Source organism: Gloeobacter kilaueensis JS1 (genome assembly GCF_000484535.1).
Taxonomy (GTDB): Bacteria; Cyanobacteriota; Cyanobacteriia; order Gloeobacterales; family Gloeobacteraceae; genus Gloeobacter; species Gloeobacter kilaueensis.
On record NC_022600.1, the window covers coordinates 1,827,600 to 1,847,185 of the forward strand.

The 19,586-nt window shown below is 62.4% G+C and carries 15 protein-coding genes; 9 read left to right on the plus strand and 6 right to left on the minus strand.

Annotation, left to right across the window (positions count from 1 at the left end; genetic code table 11):
• The first annotated feature begins 12 nt into the window (after window positions 1–12).
• On the plus strand, window positions 13–2,010 hold the full coding sequence (locus GKIL_RS08640) for a carboxylesterase family protein (RefSeq protein ID WP_023173149.1): 1,998 nt from the start codon (window positions 13–15) through the stop codon (window positions 2,008–2,010).
• 59 nt (window positions 2,011–2,069) lie between these two features.
• Here GKIL_RS08640 and GKIL_RS08645 read toward each other — a convergent pair whose 3' ends face one another.
• From GKIL_RS08645 to nuoL, 4 genes are all read right to left on the minus strand, one after another.
• Window positions 2,070–3,125 (minus strand): hypothetical protein, encoded by a 1,056-nt coding sequence (locus tag GKIL_RS08645; RefSeq protein ID WP_023173150.1) that lies wholly within the window; start codon window positions 3,123–3,125, stop codon window positions 2,070–2,072.
• Between the two features lie 19 nt (window positions 3,126–3,144).
• Entirely contained in the window at window positions 3,145–3,777 is a 633-nt protein-coding gene (locus GKIL_RS22525; protein WP_023173151.1) for a head GIN domain-containing protein, read from the minus strand.
• A gap of 8 nt (window positions 3,778–3,785) precedes the next feature.
• Window positions 3,786–4,010, minus strand: coding sequence for a ssl0294 family protein (locus GKIL_RS08655; RefSeq protein WP_023173152.1), 225 nt, complete (start codon window positions 4,008–4,010; stop codon window positions 3,786–3,788).
• A gap of 74 nt (window positions 4,011–4,084) precedes the next feature.
• Entirely contained in the window at window positions 4,085–5,890 is a 1,806-nt protein-coding gene (nuoL, locus tag GKIL_RS08660; RefSeq protein WP_187293909.1) for an NADH-quinone oxidoreductase subunit L, read from the minus strand.
• A gap of 148 nt (window positions 5,891–6,038) precedes the next feature.
• Between nuoL and GKIL_RS22530 the strand changes: the two genes are divergently transcribed.
• The 7 genes from GKIL_RS22530 to GKIL_RS22540 all read left to right on the plus strand — a co-directional run bounded on the left by GKIL_RS22530 (window position 6,039) and on the right by GKIL_RS22540 (window position 16,720).
• Window positions 6,039–7,055 carry a nucleoside triphosphate hydrolase domain-containing protein gene (locus GKIL_RS22530; protein WP_023173154.1) on the plus strand — a complete coding sequence of 339 codons (1,017 nt, stop codon included), beginning with the start codon at window positions 6,039–6,041 and terminating at the stop codon, window positions 7,053–7,055.
• A 75-nt stretch (window positions 7,056–7,130) separates the two neighbouring features.
• On the plus strand, window positions 7,131–9,773 hold the full coding sequence (locus GKIL_RS08670) for a DEAD/DEAH box helicase (RefSeq protein WP_023173155.1): 2,643 nt from the start codon (window positions 7,131–7,133) through the stop codon (window positions 9,771–9,773).
• Window positions 9,774–9,815: 42 nt separating this feature from the next.
• Window positions 9,816–11,306, plus strand: a complete 1,491-nt coding sequence (locus GKIL_RS22535; protein WP_023173156.1) for a DASH family cryptochrome — start codon at window positions 9,816–9,818, stop codon at window positions 11,304–11,306.
• A gap of 74 nt (window positions 11,307–11,380) precedes the next feature.
• Complete coding sequence (locus GKIL_RS08680) at window positions 11,381–11,815, plus strand: hypothetical protein (RefSeq protein ID WP_023173157.1); 435 nt, start codon at window positions 11,381–11,383, stop codon at window positions 11,813–11,815.
• A gap of 87 nt (window positions 11,816–11,902) precedes the next feature.
• The gene (locus tag GKIL_RS08685; protein WP_023173158.1) at window positions 11,903–13,552 is read left to right on the plus strand and encodes an alpha-keto acid decarboxylase family protein; all 1,650 of its coding nucleotides are present in this window, start codon (window positions 11,903–11,905) and stop codon (window positions 13,550–13,552) included.
• A 176-nt stretch (window positions 13,553–13,728) separates the two neighbouring features.
• Window positions 13,729–13,920, plus strand: coding sequence for a chlorophyll a/b-binding protein (locus tag GKIL_RS08690; RefSeq protein ID WP_023173159.1), 192 nt, complete (start codon window positions 13,729–13,731; stop codon window positions 13,918–13,920).
• A 526-nt stretch (window positions 13,921–14,446) separates the two neighbouring features.
• Window positions 14,447–16,720 carry a serine/threonine-protein kinase gene (locus GKIL_RS22540; protein ID WP_023173160.1) on the plus strand — a complete coding sequence of 758 codons (2,274 nt, stop codon included), beginning with the start codon at window positions 14,447–14,449 and terminating at the stop codon, window positions 16,718–16,720.
• A 537-nt stretch (window positions 16,721–17,257) separates the two neighbouring features.
• On the opposite strand, the gene GKIL_RS08700 is transcribed toward GKIL_RS22540, so the two are convergent.
• Entirely contained in the window at window positions 17,258–17,860 is a 603-nt protein-coding gene (locus tag GKIL_RS08700; RefSeq protein ID WP_023173161.1) for an EcsC family protein, read from the minus strand.
• Between the two features lie 191 nt (window positions 17,861–18,051).
• Here GKIL_RS08700 and GKIL_RS08705 point away from each other — a divergent pair, with 191 nt between their 5' ends.
• Window positions 18,052–18,558 carry a hypothetical protein gene (locus GKIL_RS08705; protein ID WP_023173162.1) on the plus strand — a complete coding sequence of 169 codons (507 nt, stop codon included), beginning with the start codon at window positions 18,052–18,054 and terminating at the stop codon, window positions 18,556–18,558.
• On the opposite strand, the gene GKIL_RS08710 is transcribed toward GKIL_RS08705, so the two are convergent.
• Window positions 18,552–19,583, minus strand: a complete 1,032-nt coding sequence (locus tag GKIL_RS08710) for an MDR/zinc-dependent alcohol dehydrogenase-like family protein (RefSeq protein ID WP_223173814.1) — start codon at window positions 19,581–19,583, stop codon at window positions 18,552–18,554. The two genes, GKIL_RS08705 and GKIL_RS08710, sit on opposite strands and share 7 nt — an antisense overlap.
• Window positions 19,584–19,586: the final 3 nt, after the last annotated feature.

Sequence of the window (19,586 nt, forward strand, 5' to 3'; positions counted from 1 at the left end):
CCGAGAACCTCCGTGCCCAAAAATCGCTTACTGGTAGCAGCAATGACGCTCCTGTTCGCCTCTGCGTGTTTTTCCCGTGGGGCGGAAGCGCGGACACAGGAGCAGACGATCAAGCTCGACACCGGCCTGGTAAGAGGCGTACCGTCGGGCGGCGTTCTCGCTTTTAAGGGTATTCCCTACGCGGCTCAGCCCGTGGGCGATCGGCGCTGGCAACCACCCCAACCGGCCCCCGCCTGGAAGGGGGTGCGCCGGGCAGCGGCCTACGGCCACGACTGCGTTCAGTTTCCAATTCCCGGCGACGCCGGGGCCAGTGGCTCGGCGCGGGGCGAAGATTGTCTGGTGCTCAATGTCTGGCGACCGGCAAAAATCCAGCCGGGCTCCAAATTGCCGGTGATGGTCTGGCTGCACGGCGGCGGCTTTCTCAACGGCGCGGCCTCGGTGCCCTTTTTTAATGGCAGCCAGTTCGCGCGCGAGGGAGTGATTCTCGTCAGTCCCAACTACCGGCTCGGGCGGCTGGGCTTTTTTGCCCACCCGGCTCTCAGCGCCGAGAACAGGCGGCCCCTCGCCAACTACGCCTTTCTCGATCAGCTCGCGGCCCTGCGCTGGGTGCAGCGCAACATCGCAGCCTTCGGCGGCGATCCAAATCGGGTGACGATCGTCGGTGAATCCGCCGGTGGGATTTCGGTGGTTCACCTGCTCACCTGGCCCACGGCGCAGGGGCTGTTTCAGCGGGCGGCGGTGCTCTCGGGCGGTGGGCGCAGCTACATCGTTCAGTACCGCAAGCTCAAGGAGGCGATTGGGCCTTTGCCTTCTGCCGAAGCGAGTGGCCTGGCCTTTGCCAGAAGCGTCGGCGTGGACGACACCGGTCCGGCGGGGCTCGCGGCGCTGCGTGCCCTTCCGGCTATCAAGGTAAACGGCGATATGAGCATGGCGGCTCTGCTTACCAAACCACCGACTTACACCGGCGGCCCCGTCAACGAGGGCGATGTCGTCACTGCCCAGCCCGAGCAGAATATCCTCAAGGGCAACCTGGCGCGGGTGCCGCTCATCGTCGGCAGCACAGGCGCGGACCTGCCGGGAGACTTTCCGCCGGATAAGACGCGACCGCTCGATTTTTTTGGGGCGGACAGCGAGGTGGCCCGCCGCCTCTACGACCCGCTGGGCAGGCTGAAGGCGAACCAGCTCAGCACCCTTATCGCCGTCGATATGACCATGCAGGAGCCCGCCCGTTTCCTCGCCCGCCAGATGAGTACTGGGGGAGCACCCGCCTGGCTCTACCGCTTCGACTACGTGGCCGATAGCCTGCGGCCCAGGGTGACGAGCGCCGAACACGCGGGCGAGCTGGGCTTTTTGTTCGATCAGCTGGGAGCGCGCTACGGCAAGAACGTCTCCAAGCGGGACCGGACCGTAGCCAGGACCTTCCATCGCTACTTCGCCAATTTTGCCAGAACCGGCGATCCGAACGGTGCGGGCCTGCCGGAGTGGCCCAAATTCGATCCAACCAAATTTGACTTGATGGTATTTCAAAACAACGGCACAGCCCGGTCCCAGCCCGACCCCTGGCGCGAACGCCTCGCCCTGGTCGAGCGACAGCTAGATGCGCGGGCAGCAGCGGCGGACCCACAGCCATCGAGCCCTGCCCTCGCCGGTACTGCCTGGCAACTGGTAAAGTTTCAAAGCGGCGACGGTACGACCCTCACCCCAGACGACAAAGCCAGGTACACGGTTGCCTTCGGCGAAGATGGCCGGGTAGCGGTGCGCATCGACTGCAACCGTGGGGCAGGAAGCTGGAAGTCCACGGCTCCAAACGCGCTGCAGTTCGGTCCGCTCGCTCTTACCCGCGCCTTCTGCCCCCGGCCTTCGCTGGGCGACCGGGTGAGCAGGGACTGGCCGGCCATCCGCTCTTACACCCTCAAGGACGGCCACCTCTTTCTGTCGCTGATGGCAGACGGCGGCATCTACGAGTTCGAGCCATTGATCGAAGCCAACCCGACCAGGCCGAAACCCTAGATGAAAACCAGCCGGGAAGCTTACTTTTTCAGCAGCCCCTTATTCCGGGCCAAATCAACTCAGTTATTCGTGCCAAAGAGTTTGATCGAATCGTTCTGGGGAGTGGCCGGTTCGAGCGGAATCAAGGGCTGCTTGCTGTCAAAGCGAAAAAGATAAAGAAGCAGTTGCCCGCTGCCCATCTTCAGCGTCATAAAAATATTGATCCGGGTAAGCGGGTCGCTCAGGTCCGGCTTGTTGAGGTTGAACTGGGCAATGCGCTCGGCGAGGGGCGAGCGGGCCTGCTGGTTGGAGACGCTGAGTTCAAGAGTGTTGCCCAGGATCTTGCTGTTAGAAGAATCCGGCGATGCGGGGGCAGGGAGCGCCCTTTGAGGCTGGGCGGCGGGAACCGCCGGTAGAGGGGCGCTGTCGCCAAAGCGGTACTCGCGATAAAGACTACCGACATCGAGCGAGCCTGCGAAGGTGCGGCGGGTAAAACCCACCGGTACCCAGAAGTTCATCTGGATCTGCGTCCGTGAGCGCTCCGGCAGCCAGTAGGTACCGACTGGTTGAAAGTCGAGAGTAAAGTCGGCCACCCCCCAGACGCCCGCGAGGTGAGCGGTGGCGCGGCGCGGCAGGGCTGTGGCCGGGTCGAGCCACAGATCCCGCAGGGGGCCACCTGCTGTGGGGGCAAGGTGCAGGTGGTAGACCGTGTTATCGCCCAGGCTCGTCGTCTCAGCGGCGGTGACGCGGTAGGAAGTGGTATCGGCGTCGAGATCGATGAGGGCGTGGGGAGCTACCCGCGCCGGTCGCCGACTGTACTCGCTGTAGAGCCCGAGCCGGTCCGCCTCGCTCACCAGCACCAACCCATCGCTACTGAGCCGGTAGAAGTGATCGCCCTCGGTGAGGTTGGCTTCCCAACCGCCGTCGGCGCGAAAGACAAATTCGCCCGCAGTGATCGCTTCCTGCCAGCCGTAGGTCTGGATCTGCTGCTCGTAGCGCCGTTCTATAGGAAGGCTCAAAGATGTGATCGCCCGGTGGTAGCGGCTGAGCCAGTCGGGTGTTTCTTGAGCCGGTGCGGGCGAAGCGACTGTCAGCAGAGAAGCCAGGACCAGTAGCCAGAAACGCAGTTCAGGCATATCAGTTGCCGGAGTGAGACTACAGCGGCTCAATCTCCCCGGAACCGGCGACATTTTTGTTCACCCGCCGGGGATTACCGGCGTAGCGAATATCGCCGCTTCCTAAAAGATTTGCGCTCAGGGCCTCGGTAACGTTGACTTTGACATCGCCGCTGCCTGCGACATTTACCGCCGCGCTGCGGGTAGGCAGGGCGCGCAGGTCCGCGTCACCGGAGCCGGAGATCGTGACGCTCAGCGAATCGACCCCCGAGCCCTGGGCCTTGACATCGCCGCTGCCGCTAATCGCGACGGCAAACTGGGATCCTGCCAGAGCGTTCACCTGGACGTCGCCGCTACCGGAAATCTCGACAGCGTTGAGGCGGGGCACGGTGATGTGGACCCGCAGTTTGCTGCGCTCGTTGTCGAGATACATCCCCCGGTTGGAGACGACGAGGGTATCGCCCTTGACCTCGGTAACCACCCGATCGAGCTGGCTGTCGCTACCTTCGACGATCACCGACTGGCCTGCACCGACCCGCACATCGACGTCGGTAGAACCATTCACGCGGAGGCGCGAAAAAGAAGCCAACTCCCGCGTCTGCTCACCGGCAAAGGCAGCCGAAGCGCTGAGGAGGAGGGCCAGGGCGGCTAGCGGAGCAAATCTGGCGTTCATCGTCTCTCCTAGTCGATGGCGATCGATTGGGGCCCTTTGCTGGAACCGTTGTTGCTGCCAAAATTGGCCGAGGAGGCATTGTAGCTGCCGCCTTCGCGCTGCAACTGCTCGATCAACCAGCCTTTAACTGGATCTTCCAGGGGATTGAGGCGCAACAGACCGGCGACAAATCCGCCAAAAAAACCGAGGGGCTGATCGCCAAGCGAGCGCAGGATCGGGCTTAATTCGTCCATTCGATGATTCTCCAGCCGGTTTGCTTCTCGCCTCTATGTTAACGCCGCTGTATGGCACCGGCGCTTTGGGCGCGTCAGCGCACGCCGACCATGACCCCCAGGGCAATCACCGCTGCAAAGACCACGAGCAGATAGAACTGGGCCTTGCCCGTTTCGAGGTACTTGAGCCCTTCGCCCCCGAGCAGGATGGCAGCACTCACCAGATTGACGATGCCATCGACGACGTTGCGATCGACCCAGGCGATCACGATCGCGATGCCCTCTAAGCCGCGCCCGAACAGTTGGGCATAGAGATCGTCGATGTAGAGGCGGTTTTCAAGGGCCGTGCGCACAGGCTCCAGCGCCTCGACGAGCCCCTTGGGTGCCAGGTGAAGCGAGTAGACGGCGACGGCGACCGTGAGCCCGACGGCAACGACGAGGGAGGAGCTGACCAGGAGCGTCATATCCATCGGCTCGTGCAGAAACCAGGTGTTGCCCAGATAACCGGCGGCAGCGGCGGGTACGACCAGCGCCAGCAGGGGCAGGATCATCGTCCAGGTCGATTCGTGGGCAGAGCGCGACTTGGCCGTGGGCGCACCCAAAAAGACGAGGATGAACTGGCGGCCCATGTAGAAGGCGGTCAGCCCGGCGGTGAGCAGGCCCATGACAAAGACCGGGTAGAGTCCGGCGTGTTCGAGGGCGTGGAGGATCGCGTCCTTCGACCAGAAACCGGCGAAGGGAAAGACACCGGCCAGAGCCAGCACACCGACGCCGTAGGTGAGGGCAGTAATCGGCATCCGGCTCATCAGACCGCCCATCTCGCGCATGTCCTGGGTATGGGCGCTGTGGATCACAGAACCTGCCCCCAAAAAGAGCATCGCCTTAAAAAAGGCGTGGGTAAACAGGTGAAACATCGCCGCTTCGGTATTGCCCACGCCGAGGGCCATAAACATATAACCGAGTTGGGAGATGGTCGAGTAGGCGAGGACGCGCTTGATGTCGTTTTGAGAAGTGGCGATGAGGGCTGCCCCCAGGGCGGTGATCGCTCCGGTGTAGGCGACGACCAGCATCGCCGTGCTCGACAGCTCAAAGACGGGCATCAGCCGCACGACCATAAAGACACCGGCGGCCACCATCGTCGCGGCGTGGATGAGGGCGGAGGCAGGGGTCGGGCCTTCCATCGCGTCCGGCAACCAGACATGGAGCGGAAACTGGGCGGACTTGCCCACCGGACCCGCAAACAGTAACAAAACGATGATCGTCGCCAGCGGAGCGGCGACCGTCGCCGTGTGCGCCCATTCGCCCAGTTGAGAGATATCGAGGGTACCGGCGCTCGTGTAAAGGAGGATGATGCCCACCAGCAGCAGAAAATCGCCGACGCGGGTGGTGATAAAAGCTTTTTTGGCGGCGGCGGTCGCTTCGGGCTTGGACCACCAGAAACCGACCAGCAGATAGCTCGACAGACCCATCAGCTCCCAGAAGCCGTACATCACGAGCAGGTTGTCCGAAAGCACCAGCCCGAGCATCGCCATCGTGAAGAAGTTGATGAGCCCGTAGTAGCGCGCCAGCCGGTGCTCGCTATCCATGTAGCCGACCGAATAGAACTGCACCAGCAGGCTGACGAACGACACCAGCGCCAGGGTACCGGCGGTCAGGGGATTAATTAGAAAGCTCGCCTCGATGTTGACGGAGCCGAGGTTGAGCCAGGGCAACTCAAAGGTGCCGCCCTTACCGGCCAGCACCGCAGGCAGCATCAAACCCGAATGCACCAGCGCCAGGGCGGTCAGGGCGATGCCGGTGAAGACCACCGCTCGCTGGCCCTTCCACTGCGTCAGTGCCCACGGTAGAGAAATCAGAGCACCTGCTGCACAGTAGATTGGGATGAGCCAACCAAATTGCACGAGGCTTTCCATATTTCGGGCGACCGTCCTTCCCTTGCTGGATGGGAAACCGTTTTAACCAAGAAGCGATGTAAAGCCCCTTGTTGAAACTCACTTTTTCTTTATCTTTCTTTACTCTACTCCTTTCGAGGGCCGGGGGCTAGTAAAAATGCCTAATCCGGAAGATGAGAATTCGCTTAATAAAGCGCTGTGGCTGGCTGTAGCGAGCGAAATGGCCAGGTGCTGCCCGTCGGCTCGTCCGGTGGTTCAGGGCATCCTCGGCCCGCAGGGCAGCGGCAAATCGACCCTGGCAGGGCTGCTCGTCCAGTTGTTGGACCAGCTCGGTCGGCGGGCCGTCAGCCTGTCGCTCGACGATCTGTATCTGACGGCAAGCGAAAGGTGCTCCCAGGCGCTCTGGAGGTGGCGCGGACCGCCCGGAACCCACGACCTCGATCTCGGGGAACGCACCCTGGAGCAGCTCGTCGGCGGTGAGCCGCCCTTCTGGTTGCCGCGCTTCGACAAGGGGGCCACAGGCGGCCAGGGGGACCGCTTTGCCTGGGTGGAGCCAGACGAAGCGCTCGTCTTAAATGGGCGGATCGAGGCGGGATCGTTCTATCTGGAGGGCTGCGTGTACCGAGATAGGCCGCTACCGCTGCCTGAGAAGATGGGCAGGCCCGTTCCTCTCGGGGCCGCGTTTGTAGACGGCCCTGCCCGCTGGCAAGTGTGCGGAGGGAGGTGGGTTTTAAAGCAAACCGGACAGTTGCTGCCGCTCTCGTCGCCTGTGGGCTGGCAACTGCTGCCCGTTCGGCCCGATGCAGTGATCTTCGAGGGCTGGTTTGTCGGTGTCCAGCCGGTGGACGCCGCGAGCTGCCCCAACCCCCTGGCGGCTCAAAGCAACCGGTTGTTGCCTGGGTATCTGCCCCTGTGGCGCTATCTGGACCGGCTTCTGGTCCTGCGGCCCGCTGAACTTGCCTGGAGCAAAACCTGGCGGGAGGCAGCCGAAGCCCAGCGCCGCGCCGCAGGCCAGCCGGGCATGACCCCCCGCGAAATCGAAGCGTTCGTAGCGTACTTCTGGGAGGCGCTGCCGTGGGAAGTGTTCGTCGAACCGCTCATCGCCCGCAACCGGTGCGATCTGCTCGTCGAGATCGACGCTCAGCACCGGCCCCGGCACTTCCGGCGCTTGTGAGTACCGGCCTGCCCTTACGCGAATCGGCGCTTTCGGTTAGTCTGGGGGGAACGCATTTTCCAGCTCTGGACCCCGGTGGTCGTCTCTTCATCACTCGACTTAAGCAAACTTTTTCCCTTCGATCTCGACGCTTTTCAAAAAGAAGCGATCGCTGCTCTTGATGAAGGTGAATCGGTGGTGGTCTGCGCTCCGACCGGCTCCGGCAAGACGGTGATCGCCGAATACGCCGTCTATCGGGCGATCGCCCACCAGCGGCGTGTCTTTTATACGACGCCGCTCAAGGCGCTCTCCAATCAAAAATTTCGCGATTTTTGCGTTCAATTTGGCCCGGAGCAGGTGGGCTTGTTGACCGGCGATATCTCGGTCAACCGCGACGCCCCGGTGGTGGTGATGACCACCGAGATCTTCCGCAACATGCTCTACGGAATGCCGTTAGGCGAGATGGGCACCTCGCTCGCCCTGGTGGAGGCGGTCATCCTCGACGAGTGCCACTACATGAACGACGCCCAGCGCGGCACGGTCTGGGAAGAATCGATCATCTACTGTCCGGCGGGCATTCAACTGGTGGCCCTCTCGGCGACGATCGCCAACTCCGGGCAGCTCACCGACTGGATCGGTCGCGTCCACGGACCCACCCGGCTCATCTACTCCGACTTTCGCCCGGTGCCGCTCGAATTTCATTTTTGCTCGCCAAAAGGGCTTTTTCCGCTCCTCGATCGCACCGGCAAGCGCCTCAACCCCCACTTCAAACCGCTCAAAAAACGGCTGCGCGGCGAGCGCAACCTGCAGGCGGAGGCTCCCAGCCACAAGTACGTGACAAGCCAGCTTGCCCGCCGCGACATGCTGCCGGCCATCTACTTCATTTTCAGCCGCCGGGGCTGCGATCAGGCCCTCGAAGAACTGGGAGATCTCAATTTGCTCAGCGAGGGCGAGCAGACCCAACTCACCGCCCAGGTGGACGCTTTTGTGCAGGAGCACCCCGAGGCGGTGCGCACCCACCAGCTTGAGCAGATCTACAACGGCATCGCCGTCCACCACGCCGGGGTGTTGCCGGCCTGGAAGGGTCTTATCGAGGAGCTGTTTCAGCAGGGGCTCATCAAGGTGGTCTTTGCCACCGAGACCCTCGCCGCCGGGATCAACATGCCGGCGCGCACGACGGTGATCTCGATGCTCTCCAAGCGCACCGACCGGGGCCACAGGCCCCTCAACGCCAGCGAATTTTTGCAGATGGCGGGCCGGGCCGGACGGCGGGGCATGGACGCCGTGGGCCACGTCGTCACCCTGCAGAGCCCCTTCGAGTCGGCCCCCGAGGCTGCCGCCCTCGCCCTCTCCCAGCCGGATCCGCTGGTAAGCCAGTTCACGCCCAGCTACGGCATGGTGCTCAATTTGCTCGAGCGCCATCCCCTCGATGTGGCCCGCAGATTGATCGAAAGCAGCTTTGGGCAGTACCTGGCGACACTGCACCTTGAGCCGGTGCGCCGCGAGTACGCCGAGGTGAGCGCTGAGCTCCAGGCGATCGACGGCGAGGACACGCCCGTGAGCGAGGCGGAACTCGCTGCCTACGAAAAGCTGCGCGGCCAGTTGCGCGAGGCGCGCCGCCTGCTGATGCTCCTTAAAGAACAAACCGACCGCGAGCGCGAACAGCTGCTCACTGGCCAGCTTAAATTTGCCCTGGTCGGCAGCCTGCTCGTCGTCGTCGATCCCCTCGACCGGGTGGCAAAGACCGCTGTGCTGGTGCGCAAGATTCCTGGTCCGCCCCTGATGCTGGTCTGCTTGAGCGCCGACAACCGCTGGATCGTCACCGGCAGCGGCGGCGTGCTCGACTACCAGGGCAGCGCCCACCTGCGCTTCGACGAGGCCGAACATCTGACCATCCCCGCCCACCTGATGCTGCGCCCCGGTGGCCACATCGCAGGCAGCGCCGAGAGCGAAGCGCTCAGTTGCCGTCTGCCGACTTTGCCGGTGCCGGGACCGCCCGAGGCGGTGATCGCCCAAAAAAACGAAGTCGAGCGCCTGCGCGAGATCCAGGAAAACCATCCTGCCCACCGCTGGAGTGGCCGCTCGGCCCACCAGCGCTCGCAGCACCACCGCGAAAAACTCCTCAAGCGCCACCAGCGCCTGGCTGAGCAACTGAGCGGCGAGTCCGACCGCTACTGGCAAGAATTTTTGCGCCTGGTGCGGGTACTCGAGCGCTTCGAGTTTCTTGACAATCAAAGGCCCAACCAGCTTGGGGCGGTCGCCGCAGCGATTCGGGGCGACAACGAGCTGTGGCTGGCGCTGGCGCTTTTGTCGGCGGAGATCGAGGCGCTGGAGCCGGTACAGATGGCGGGGCTGGCCGCTGCCCTGGTGAGCGAACCGCCCCGGCCCAACACCTGGGCGACGGTCGAACCCTCCGAGGCCGTTCAGGAGGCGATCGGTGCTCTGCGCCAGACCCGGCGCACCCTCTTTCGCACCCAGCGCCGCTACCAGGCGCTGATTCCGATCTGGCTTGAAGAGCGGCTGGTCGGCCTGGTCGAACTGTGGGCGAGGGGAACGAGCTGGGACGAGCTGTGCAGCCGCACCAACCTCGACGAGGGCGACCTGGTGCGGCTGTTGCGCCGCACCGCCGATCTGTTGCGCCAGGTGCCCCACGTTCCGCACCTGCCCAAAACCGTCCTCGACAGCTGCGCTGAGGCCCAGCGCCTGCTCGATCGCTTCCCGGTGAGCGAAGTGGTCTGAACGGACGCCTGCATACCGTGTCTACCAGTTTGGAATTTAGCCATGTCAGAGACGATCTTGATCTGGTACCGCAACGATCTGCGCCTGCACGATCACGAGCCGATATATCGGGCGCTGCAGCAGCGGGCGCAGGTTGTGCCGCTCTACTGCTTCGATCCGCGCGCTTTTGGCCGGACCCCCCATGGCTTTGCTAAAACCGGTGCCCACCGCGCCCGGTTTTTATTGCAGAGCGTTGCGGCACTTAAAGACGCCCTGGAGCAGTTGGGCAGCGGCCTCGTCGTCCGGCTGGGGGAGCCGGAAGCGGTGATCCCGGCTCTGGTAAAAGAACTCAACATCTCAGCGGTCTACTACCACCAGGAAGTGACCAGCGAGGAACGGGCCGTCGAAAGCGCCCTGGAGATCGCCCTCAAGCCCCTGAATGTCGCGCTAAGAGCCTTTTGGGGGACGACGCTCTTTCATCTGGAGGATCTGCCCTTCGATGTCGCGCAGTTGCCGGAACTGTTTACCGATTTTCGTAAGCGCGTCGAAGAATCGCCGACCGTCCGCGAGGCGCTGCCTGCCCCCGGTCAGCTGTCAAAGCTGCCCGAAGTCGATCCAGGAGCGCTCCCGACTCTCGCCACCTGGGGTCTGGAGGAACCGGCAACCGACCCGCGCCAGGTGATCGAATTTACCGGCGGTGAGCCGGCGGGACTGGCCCGGCTCGATCACTACTTCTGGCAGGCAAACTTACTCAAGAACTACAAGCAGACCCGCAACGGCATGTTGGGAGGGGACTACTCTTCCAAGTTCTCGCCCTGGCTTGCCCACGGTTGCCTCTCGCCCCGCCGGATCTACGAGCAGGTCCGGCTCTACGAATCCCAGCGGCTCAAGAACGATTCGACCTACTGGCTTATCTTTGAACTGCTCTGGCGCGACTTTTTTCGGCTGGTGGCCCTCAAGCACGGCAACCGCCTGTTTCGCGCCTCGGGACTGAGGGGACTGGTAATCGACTGGCAGGACGACCCGGAGCGCTTCGAGCGCTGGCGGACGGGCCAGACCGGCTTTCCACTGGTCGATGCCAACCTGCGCGAACTGGCGGCCACCGGCTATATGTCCAACCGGGGGCGGCAGAACGTCGCGAGCTTTCTCACCAAAAACCTCGGCATCGACTGGCGGCAGGGAGCGGAGTGGTTCGAGTCCCAGCTCATCGACTACGACGTGACGAGCAACTGGGGCAACTGGAACTACACCGCCGGTGTGGGCAACGACGCTCGCGGTTTTCGCTTCTTTAATATCCTCAAGCAGGCCAGGGACTACGACCCGGAGGGCGATTACGTCAAACACTGGCTGCCGGAGCTGGCCCACGTTCCGGCCCCAAAAATTCACGAGCCCTGGAAGCTTCTGCCCGTCGAGCAGCAGCGCTTCGGCGTCCGGCTGGGGGTCGATTATCCGCTGCCCATGGTCGATCTTTTTCAATCGGCGGCGGCGAACGAGGCGCTCTACAACGCCGCCGGCGAGCGGCGAGCTGGTCGCCGCCGCCGGGCCGGGCGCTAGTGTCGCACTTGAGTCAGATACCCTGAGCAGTTACAGTTACAGTACATGTAGGTTTTTGAAGCTTTCCCAGCACGATGGATTGGCTGCAGGTTCCACCCTTACTCGAAAAAGATCCCGAATCCCCGGCGGCCAACAGCTGGGGCACGATGCTGGCAAACGACCTCGACAGTTTGATCTTCGGCAGCCAGCGCGGCATCTATCGGGGCAAAAATCCGCTCATGAAGCGCTACAGCTGCGACTACGGTCAGCTGGTGGCGGAGATCGTCTTCTGCCTGCGCCTGGGCGGCTGCCTGCTCAAAGGACCGCCCCAGATTCGCTTCTGCTCCAATCCGCAACTTGAAAGTATCTTGCAGGAGGGGCTCGAACTGATGCCCAGCTTTCCGATCTGGCTTGCGGATCGCTGTGTGGAGGCACGCTACCGGATCGGCGTCGATGCCAAGCGCAATCACGTCCTGGTGCGCTGGCTGCCCGCCGCACCGGTCAACAAGCAGCCGCCGCAGCCTGCCTAGCACTGGGGTCTAAGTTTTGTGTGAAGCGCCCACGGAGAGAGGGGCACTTTCGGCATGATGGAGAATGTAGTAAAGCAGGTTGAGACAATGGAATCCACCGCCCTGTCCGTGGGAGCCTATCTGATCGAGCGTCTGCGCGCCTTTGGCGTCGATCATGTATTTGGTGTTCCCGGCGATTATGTGCTCAGTTTCTTCAAGCAACTCGAAGAAAGCCCGATCGAGGTGATCAACACCTGCGACGAGCAAGGGGCGGGCTTTGCTGCCGACGCCTATGCCCGCATCCGGGGGATGGGGGCTGTCTGCATCACCTACTGCGTGGGTGGTCTGAAGGTGGCCAACACGACCGCCCAGGCGTTCGCCGAAAAATCGCCCGTCGTCGTGATAAGCGGTGCTCCCGGCACCAACGAGCGCTACAAGAACCCCCTGCTGCACCACAAAGTCCGCGACTTCGACACCCAACTAAAAGTCTTCGAGCAACTCACCGTCGCCACCGCCGTCCTCGACGATCCCCAGACCGCCTTCTGCGAGATCGATCGCGTCCTGGCAGCGGCCCGGCGCTACTGCCGACCGGTCTATATCGAGTTGCCGCGCAACATCGTCAACGCCATCGGCACCACCTGCCTGCCGCGCATCACTATTCAAGAAAAGAGCGATCCGGCTGTGCTCGCCGCCGCCCTCCAGGAGGCAGTCGCTCTCATCAACACCAGCCGCCAGCCGGTCATCCTCGCCGGTGAAGAACTGCACCGCTTTGGCCTGCAGAGCCTGCTTGCCACACTCATCGAAAAGACGAATATTCCGGTTGCCTCGACTATTCTCGGCAAATCGGTCTTCGCCGAGTCCCACCCGCGCTATCTGGGCGTCTACGAAGGAGCGATGGGCCGCGAGGAGGTGCGCGAGTACGTCGAATCGAGCGATTGTGTGATCCTGCTTGGGGCACTGCTCACCGATATGAACCTGGGCATCTACACCGCCCAACTCCAGCAGAAGTACTCGATCTACTGCGCCACCGAAAAGCTTTCGATCGGCTACCACACCTACGAGGAGGTCGGCCTTGAAGAATTTATCGAAGGTCTGCTCAAAGCCGATATCGTCCGGCAAAGCGACGAGCCGGTGCCCCACCCACTGCAACCCGCCAATTTTCAAGTTGTCAAAGACCGACCGATGACGGTCCAGCGCCTCTTCCAGCAGCTCAACGCCTTTCTTGACGACGATATGGTCGTCGTCGCCGATCCGGGCGACGCCCTTTTTGGTGGCGCGGATCTATTCATTCACGGCAAGACCCGCTTTCTCGCCCCGGCCTACTACGCCTCGCTCGGTTTCGCTGTGCCCGCTGCCATCGGTGCCCAGGCGGCGGCTCCCCAGCTGCGCCCCCTCGTGCTGGTGGGCGACGGTGCCTTCCAGATGACCGGCATCGAACTTTCGACGGCGGCCCGCTTTGGCCTCAATCCGATCGTCGTCGTCCTCAACAACCAGGGCTACGGCACCGAGCGACCGATGCAGGACGGCCCCTTCAACGACGTGCTCGGCTGGCGCTACAGCCAGCTGCCTCAACTGTTGGGCCAGGGCATAGGCTTCGAGGTCCACACCGAGGACCAGTTCGCCGAGGCCCTCCAAAAAGCGCACACCCACACCGACAGCTTCTGTCTCATCGAGGTACACCTTGAACCAGGAGATTGCTCGGAAGCCCTCAAGCGGCTGACCGGCTCGCTCGCTGAACGCATTCACTCGACGGTGTGAGAAAGGCAAGCGGGCTGTAATCTGGTTTCCCCCATAAAAAGGATCTTTGTTTCAGCAATACTTTGTTTTTCTGCCCCACGGACGAGGAGGGTTTGCCTCCTGTGGCAGGGGAGGAACAAGCGGTGGCGTCTGTACAGTGGAAACAACTGCGATTGGACATTTTGGGAGTAACGCTCATGACTTTAGAACCGCGCAAGGATCTCGATCGCACCGAGATCAACGGCAGTGATCGCAACGCTTTTCTATTCGGTTTTACACCCCAGGCTGAGATCTGGAATGGCCGTCTGGCGATGATTGGCTTTATCGCTTACCTGCTCTGGGATCTGGCCGGCTACAGCGTCGTGCGCGACGTTCTTCACCTTATCTAGCTCGACCTGGCCCTGCTATCGCATGTCGATACGGGCCACGACAACCCATAGGTGCAGGCGGCAGGATCGTTATGCGATCCTGCCGTTTTAATCTCGATTAACCGGAGCCAGCCGGATAAGAATCCGCTGCGTCTTTCTGTCAAAAATGTGTGGGATTTGCGATTTAAAATAAAGCGAATCGCTCGTATCTACCTGCCCAAAGCACCCGACACCTTCACCCATTGTGGCTATATTCGCCAAAATCGGCCCGTGTTAAACTTGGTCTGGCAAAGATCTTGACCGGTGTACAGTTGAGACTCATATTTCGTCGGCGCTCAGGGCTATCCGGAATGTGTGCAGACTGTTTCTGGTCGTGCCTGCGCCATCTGCCGCGCCGAGCACTCTCTTGCAGAGGATTCTGCGCTTACCTGCCTGAGGGTAGATGGCGAAATGAGTGTTACGTTCTACGCTCATTTTGTCAGGTTAAAGCTGACACAGTGGTTGACAGTCCCTTCGCTGCTTGCCGTTTAGCTGTGCCCTCCCTGCTATGATCGATCCCTCCTGCCCGACGGACTATCTGCTGAACCGCGTCACCAGCCGCTATCGGTTGGTCGAAAAAATTGGCTCCGGCGCGATGGCATCTGTATATCGCGCAGTTCACGTTGAAATTCCTGATTTGCTCGTTGCTGTCAAGTTGCTTTCCCAGACCTGTGCAGACAAGGAGATGCTCAGGCAGCGCTTTCGAGACGAAGCGGCGATCTGTGCGCGGCTGGGCGATCGCAGCCCCCACATCGTTCAGATCCGCGACTTTGGTATTCTCGAAGCGTTTAATCTGCCCTACTTCGTCATGGAGTTCCTGCGCGGTCGCAGCCTGGAGGCGCTGCTGCGCTCGGGCGAGAGCTTGAGCCTCAATCAAGTGGTGCTGATCGCAAGACAGTTGTGCGACGGCCTCAAAGTGGCCCACGACGAGGGGATCATCCACCGCGATCTCAAGCCCAGCAACATTTTTCTCAGCCCCGATCCGCAGTTCGGCACGCGGGTGACGATCCTCGATTTTGGTATTGCCAAGTTTTTGAGCGAAGCGGCGGCCCTCGGAGCGAACGGGCCGATCACCCAGGGGTACATGGGTACGCCCCGTTATTCGTCCCCTGAGCAGTTGAGCGCCATCGACATCGACGTGCGCTCCGACATCTACAGCCTCGGGTTGATCCTCTACCAGCTGCTGTGCGGTGCCCAGCCCTACACCGACACCGATCGCGAGCAGACGTTTGCCTTCTGGTGCAAAGCCCACAGCGAGCAGACGCCGAGGCCGATGGCTGCTGCCTGCCCAGAGCGGGCAATCCCGGAGCAGATCGAGCAGATTGTCCTGCGCTGCCTGGCAAAGCGCCCCGAGGAGCGGCCAAATCTGCTCGAGGTGAGCTACCACCTGCAGCAGGCCATCCGTGACCAGCGCCGCCACGAAGAAGAGCAGGTGCTCGAAGATGCCAGTCAGCTTGCAAAAGATCAGCGCTGGCCGGCGGCGATCGCTATGGCCCAGAACCTCCCCTACGATTCGCCGCTCTACCTCGACGCCCAGCTCGCTGTGCGGGGCTGGCAGCTGGAGGCCGAGTACCAGCGGGTGCTCGATCAAGCCCGCGAACTGACCGTCCGGGGCGACATCATCGGTCTGGTGCGGGCAATCTCCTGCGTCGGTTCGATTCCGATCACTGCAGCGGTCTTTGCCCAGGCCCAGGCCGAATCGCAAAGCTGGGTGGAGCGGGTGCTGGCCACCGCCGAGGCGCTGGCGGCTCAGCGCCGCTGGAACGAGGCACTGCAGCGGGCGGAGCTGGTGAGAAGCCTGCCCGGTGCAAGCCAGCGGATCAACAGCCTGATGGTCCAGTGGCACCTCGAGCAACAGGCCGAAGAAGTCTTCGATCAGGCGCGCCGCCACGCCGCCGACGGCCAGTGGGCCGAAGCTCTCCAATCCGCCCAGGCAATCGTGACCGGTACGCTGGCCCACGCGCAGTGCGATCGGTTGCGCCCGCTCTGGGAGCGTGAACTGGCAGCCGCACAGCAACTGCAGACAGCCGAGCGGCTGGTAGCCGATGCGCGCCACGAAGCAGCGGTCGAGCCGGAAGTTACGCCTGCACCCGCAGCGGGAGAGCAGAGCAACCCGGCCCCATCCGTCCCCGCGATGGCCGGTGCCAGCATCCGACTGGGTGCCCTGCTCGTACCGGCGGGCATGGCAGTTCTGCTTTTTAGCGCTACGGCTCTGCTGGTGCGCACCGCCGCCAACGACGCGCCAGCCGTCTCCTCCAGGGCTGCCGCCCCCCGGCCCGTCAGATTGATCGCTGCCCAACCGGCTGCACCGGTGGGTGAGCCACTGAAGGCATCGGCTCCACTCCGGCCCCGGCAGGTGCCACCGCCCGCCGCTTTCTCCCGGCCACCGCAGGCGCATCAGATTGCCCTGGCAGTCCGTCCCCAAAAACAGTTGCCGGCCATCTCCGAGCGCCCTGCAAAACCAGATGGACCCGGCCCAGTCCCTCAGATCCAGGCTGCCCCTCCAGTAGTGGAGAGCCAACCGCCCACCATGAGCGCTGCGCAACCGGCGACGTCACCGGTCCTCAGCGAAACAGCTCAGCCCCAGAGTGAGTCACCGCCACTAGCCCCCCGCCCGCACATCGAAGCGCGCTCCCTTGAAACAGCCGAAGCACCACTGCCAACTTCCGAGAGCGTCGAACCGCTCCGGCGTCCCGAAGCCACCCCGATCGTCGGCGTCAGTTGCCGCCCGCGCTGGCAGCAGAACAAGAACCTGCGGCCCCTGCCCAACTGCCCCGAGTAGCAGCAACAAAAAACCCGCCAGCGGACAGTTAACTGTCCGCTGGCGGGCGTCTTTATCAGTTTTTTTGACTGGCTCTCTGGAGACTGTCAGCTGGGACGGGGGGAGGAGAGTCTGAGGCGACGATGAAAGCCTGATGCCTGGACGCAGAGGGAAAGGAAGGGATGGGTGCGGAAAGAATGGACGGTGAAGGGAGACAGATTTGTGACCGATTCGAGGGGGGAAGTGAAAGCAGGTAACTCATTACAGAATAGAGTCCCCGGATCGCTTTTAATATAAAGCTTGTATGAAGACAGCAACTTATTGTCCACACCTATACCCAGGTAGAGGAGCAACTATCGGAGCTATACCTGGGTAGAGATAATAACTTTTTGAGAAGCAAAAAACAGCAACACGACTGGCTTCTGGCTATTTTGTCTCTACCTGGTATCTAAAGAAAGGTGCAAAGCTAAAAGAGAAAAATAGCTGCGGACTGTTAGCTTTCGAGATCGAACTTCTCTTCTGCGAGTTAACAGAATCAGATTCTATAACGGTCTCCATTCAGGCTGCTGTCGGATCGGTAGTTGCCGCCAGCTTCGCCTCGTAGAAGCGGCAGGCTGCCTGACCGAGGGCGTAGAGGGTGGTAGCGCTGGTGCCCGCCTCCACCAGCGATCCGACCAGGGGCAGACGGACCAGGGGAGCGAGTCCCAGCCGCAGAGCCTGATTGCCGCCGAAGGCGAGGGCAAAGATTAAGACGACTTCGCCCTTGCGGTCGGGGTTGCGCAGGTCGAGGCCATAGACAGCGGCGATCTGATAGACCATCTGGGCCTGCAGGAGCAGGTTGGCGGCCAGATCGATCGCGAGCAGACCGGCGAGAAAGCCAGGAACGACGCTGCCGGCGAGGCCAATGCCCCCGGCGTAGGCGGCTTTTTCGGCAATGATCCGGCCAGCCAGTGCCGCCGGTCCCTCGTCGGGGTGCTCGCGCCGGAAGCGATCGACCTCCGCCTGCACCTGATCGACATCGACGCGCTCGACGGCATTGAGCACACTGCCCAGGCGGACCACACCGGCCACCGTGCGGACAACGGGGTTGGCAACCACCGCATCGACGGTGCGGCCCGCTTCCCGCGCCGCCTGTTCGATCCACCGCAGTCCATCGTTCATCACTGTCCTGGTATCCTCTCGCCGAGCGTATTGCTTTCAGTACAGCACAGTCCTGGCTCTGGCTCCTTCTCTCGCGGGAGGGAGCTTTGGGGGAGCCCACCGGATTGTTGCATGTTTTTTCAGTCCAGTGCCGCCGGGCAGCGGACGGCCTAAGATACGCAGTTGCTTGCCGATTTTGTCGAGCCCTTGCAATGAATAACCCCACTCGTCATCAAAACGCCCCTGCTGTAGCCGTAGCGTCCCTGCTGCTCCTTGCCGCCACCTTGTTTGTGGCGACGCCGGTTCGATCTGCTCCTGAGGCGCGGATCGCAGCTAGCGCCCCCCTTCTGGTGCGCTACAAGATCAGCAGCGGCAAATGCGGCGACAGTCTATGTAACCGTACCTACACCATCGATCGCGGCGGTCTTTTGAGCTACACCGATCCAGCGGGCAAGGTTGTCGAGAAGACGCTGAGCAAAGAAGAACTCACAGCCCTGAGCGGGCAGATCGATGGGGCAGATTATCAGCAACTGCGTTCCAACCGCACGGAGTACTTCGAGTGCCCCTCTGCGGCTGGTGGTCAGGACGTTACCTACACCTTCTATACGGCCCGTGGCTCGCAGATGATCTCGAACTGCAACATCAAGTTCGATGCCACGAGCCCGCCCTTTGCCAAGCTGCAGGAGATCATCGACCACCACCTGCCGCCGTCTCAGTAGCGCTCGCGGTTGTCGATGAGCACCTTGAGCACGCCGGGTTGGCCGGCGCGCTCCAGAGCTTTCTCGCCATCTATGAGGGCGAACTGTTCATCGATCAAAGTGACTGGATCGACCAGCCCCCGCTCCAGTAGCCGCAGGGCACTGGCAAAGGGGCCGCAGCGCGAACCGACGATCCGCACCTCGTCGATCACCCAGGGTGCCAGGTGCAGCGAGTGGTGCGCTTCGACCGTCGTCTTGAGCACGATCGTGCCGCGCGGGCGCACCATCCGGGTTGCCGCTGCGAGTCCCGCCTCCGAGCCGGTGCAATCGACCACCACGTCGAGCAGCGCGCATTTTTCTGCCTCCGCCAGCGTCAGCGCCCCAATCCCTGCCGGTAGGCGATCGAGTTTTGATCGCGAGCGGGCGACGACGCTCACCTCGGCACCGGTGAGGGCGAGCACACGGGCGCACAGTTGGCCGAGGCGACCGGCACCGAGGACAGCGATCCGGTCGGTGGGGTGAATGTGAACTTGATCGAGGATGGCGCAGGCGGCGGCGAGCGGTTCACAAAAGACCGCCTGCTCGTCGCTCACCGCCTCGGGGACCAGGTGCAGGTTCTTCTCAGGCAAGTTCAAGTACTCGGCAAAAGCTCCGTCCCGGCCACTGATACCGAGGACCGTGCGCTCCCGGCAGTGGATCGCAAGACCCCGGCGGCAGAGGGCGCACGCGCCACAACCGGCGTTGATTTCGCCCACCACCCGCCTGCCCACCCAGGCCGGATCGTCTGCGGCTTCGACCACGCCCACCCACTCGTGGCCGAGCACGCCGCTAAAGCCCATGTAGCCTTTGATAATCTCAAGATCGGTGGCACAGATGCCGGAGCGGGTCACCCGCACCCGCACTTCGCCCGCTCGCTCCGGGAGCGGCCAGTCGCGTTCGACGCGCACCTGTCGATTGTCGTATACCAGTGCCAGCAAAGCCGCTTCTTGAAAGCTTCCCTGCCAGGTTAACCAATTGCTTCCCTGCCGGGTGCGATCATCGATCAAGAG

Excerpts from the sequence above, each read along its gene's own strand:
- GKIL_RS08685 (WP_023173158.1), top strand. The coding sequence starts at position 11,903 with ATGGAATCCACCGCCCTGTCCGTGGGAGCCTATCTGATCGAGCGTCTG.
- GKIL_RS08680 (WP_023173157.1), top strand. The coding sequence starts at position 11,381 with ATGGATTGGCTGCAGGTTCCACCCTTACTCGAAAAAGATCCCGAATCC.
- GKIL_RS08700 (WP_023173161.1), bottom strand. The coding sequence starts at position 17,860 with ATGAACGATGGACTGCGGTGGATCGAACAGGCGGCGCGGGAAGCGGGC.
- GKIL_RS08645 (WP_023173150.1), bottom strand. The coding sequence starts at position 3,125 with ATGCCTGAACTGCGTTTCTGGCTACTGGTCCTGGCTTCTCTGCTGACA.
- GKIL_RS22540 (WP_023173160.1), top strand. The coding sequence starts at position 14,447 with ATGATCGATCCCTCCTGCCCGACGGACTATCTGCTGAACCGCGTCACC.
- GKIL_RS08655 (WP_023173152.1), bottom strand. The coding sequence starts at position 4,010 with ATGGACGAATTAAGCCCGATCCTGCGCTCGCTTGGCGATCAGCCCCTC.
- GKIL_RS22530 (WP_023173154.1), top strand. The coding sequence starts at position 6,039 with ATGCCTAATCCGGAAGATGAGAATTCGCTTAATAAAGCGCTGTGGCTG.
- GKIL_RS08705 (WP_023173162.1), top strand. The coding sequence starts at position 18,052 with ATGAATAACCCCACTCGTCATCAAAACGCCCCTGCTGTAGCCGTAGCG.
- GKIL_RS22525 (WP_023173151.1), bottom strand. The coding sequence starts at position 3,777 with ATGAACGCCAGATTTGCTCCGCTAGCCGCCCTGGCCCTCCTCCTCAGC.
- GKIL_RS22535 (WP_023173156.1), top strand. The coding sequence starts at position 9,816 with ATGTCAGAGACGATCTTGATCTGGTACCGCAACGATCTGCGCCTGCAC.
- GKIL_RS08690 (WP_023173159.1), top strand. The coding sequence starts at position 13,729 with ATGACTTTAGAACCGCGCAAGGATCTCGATCGCACCGAGATCAACGGC.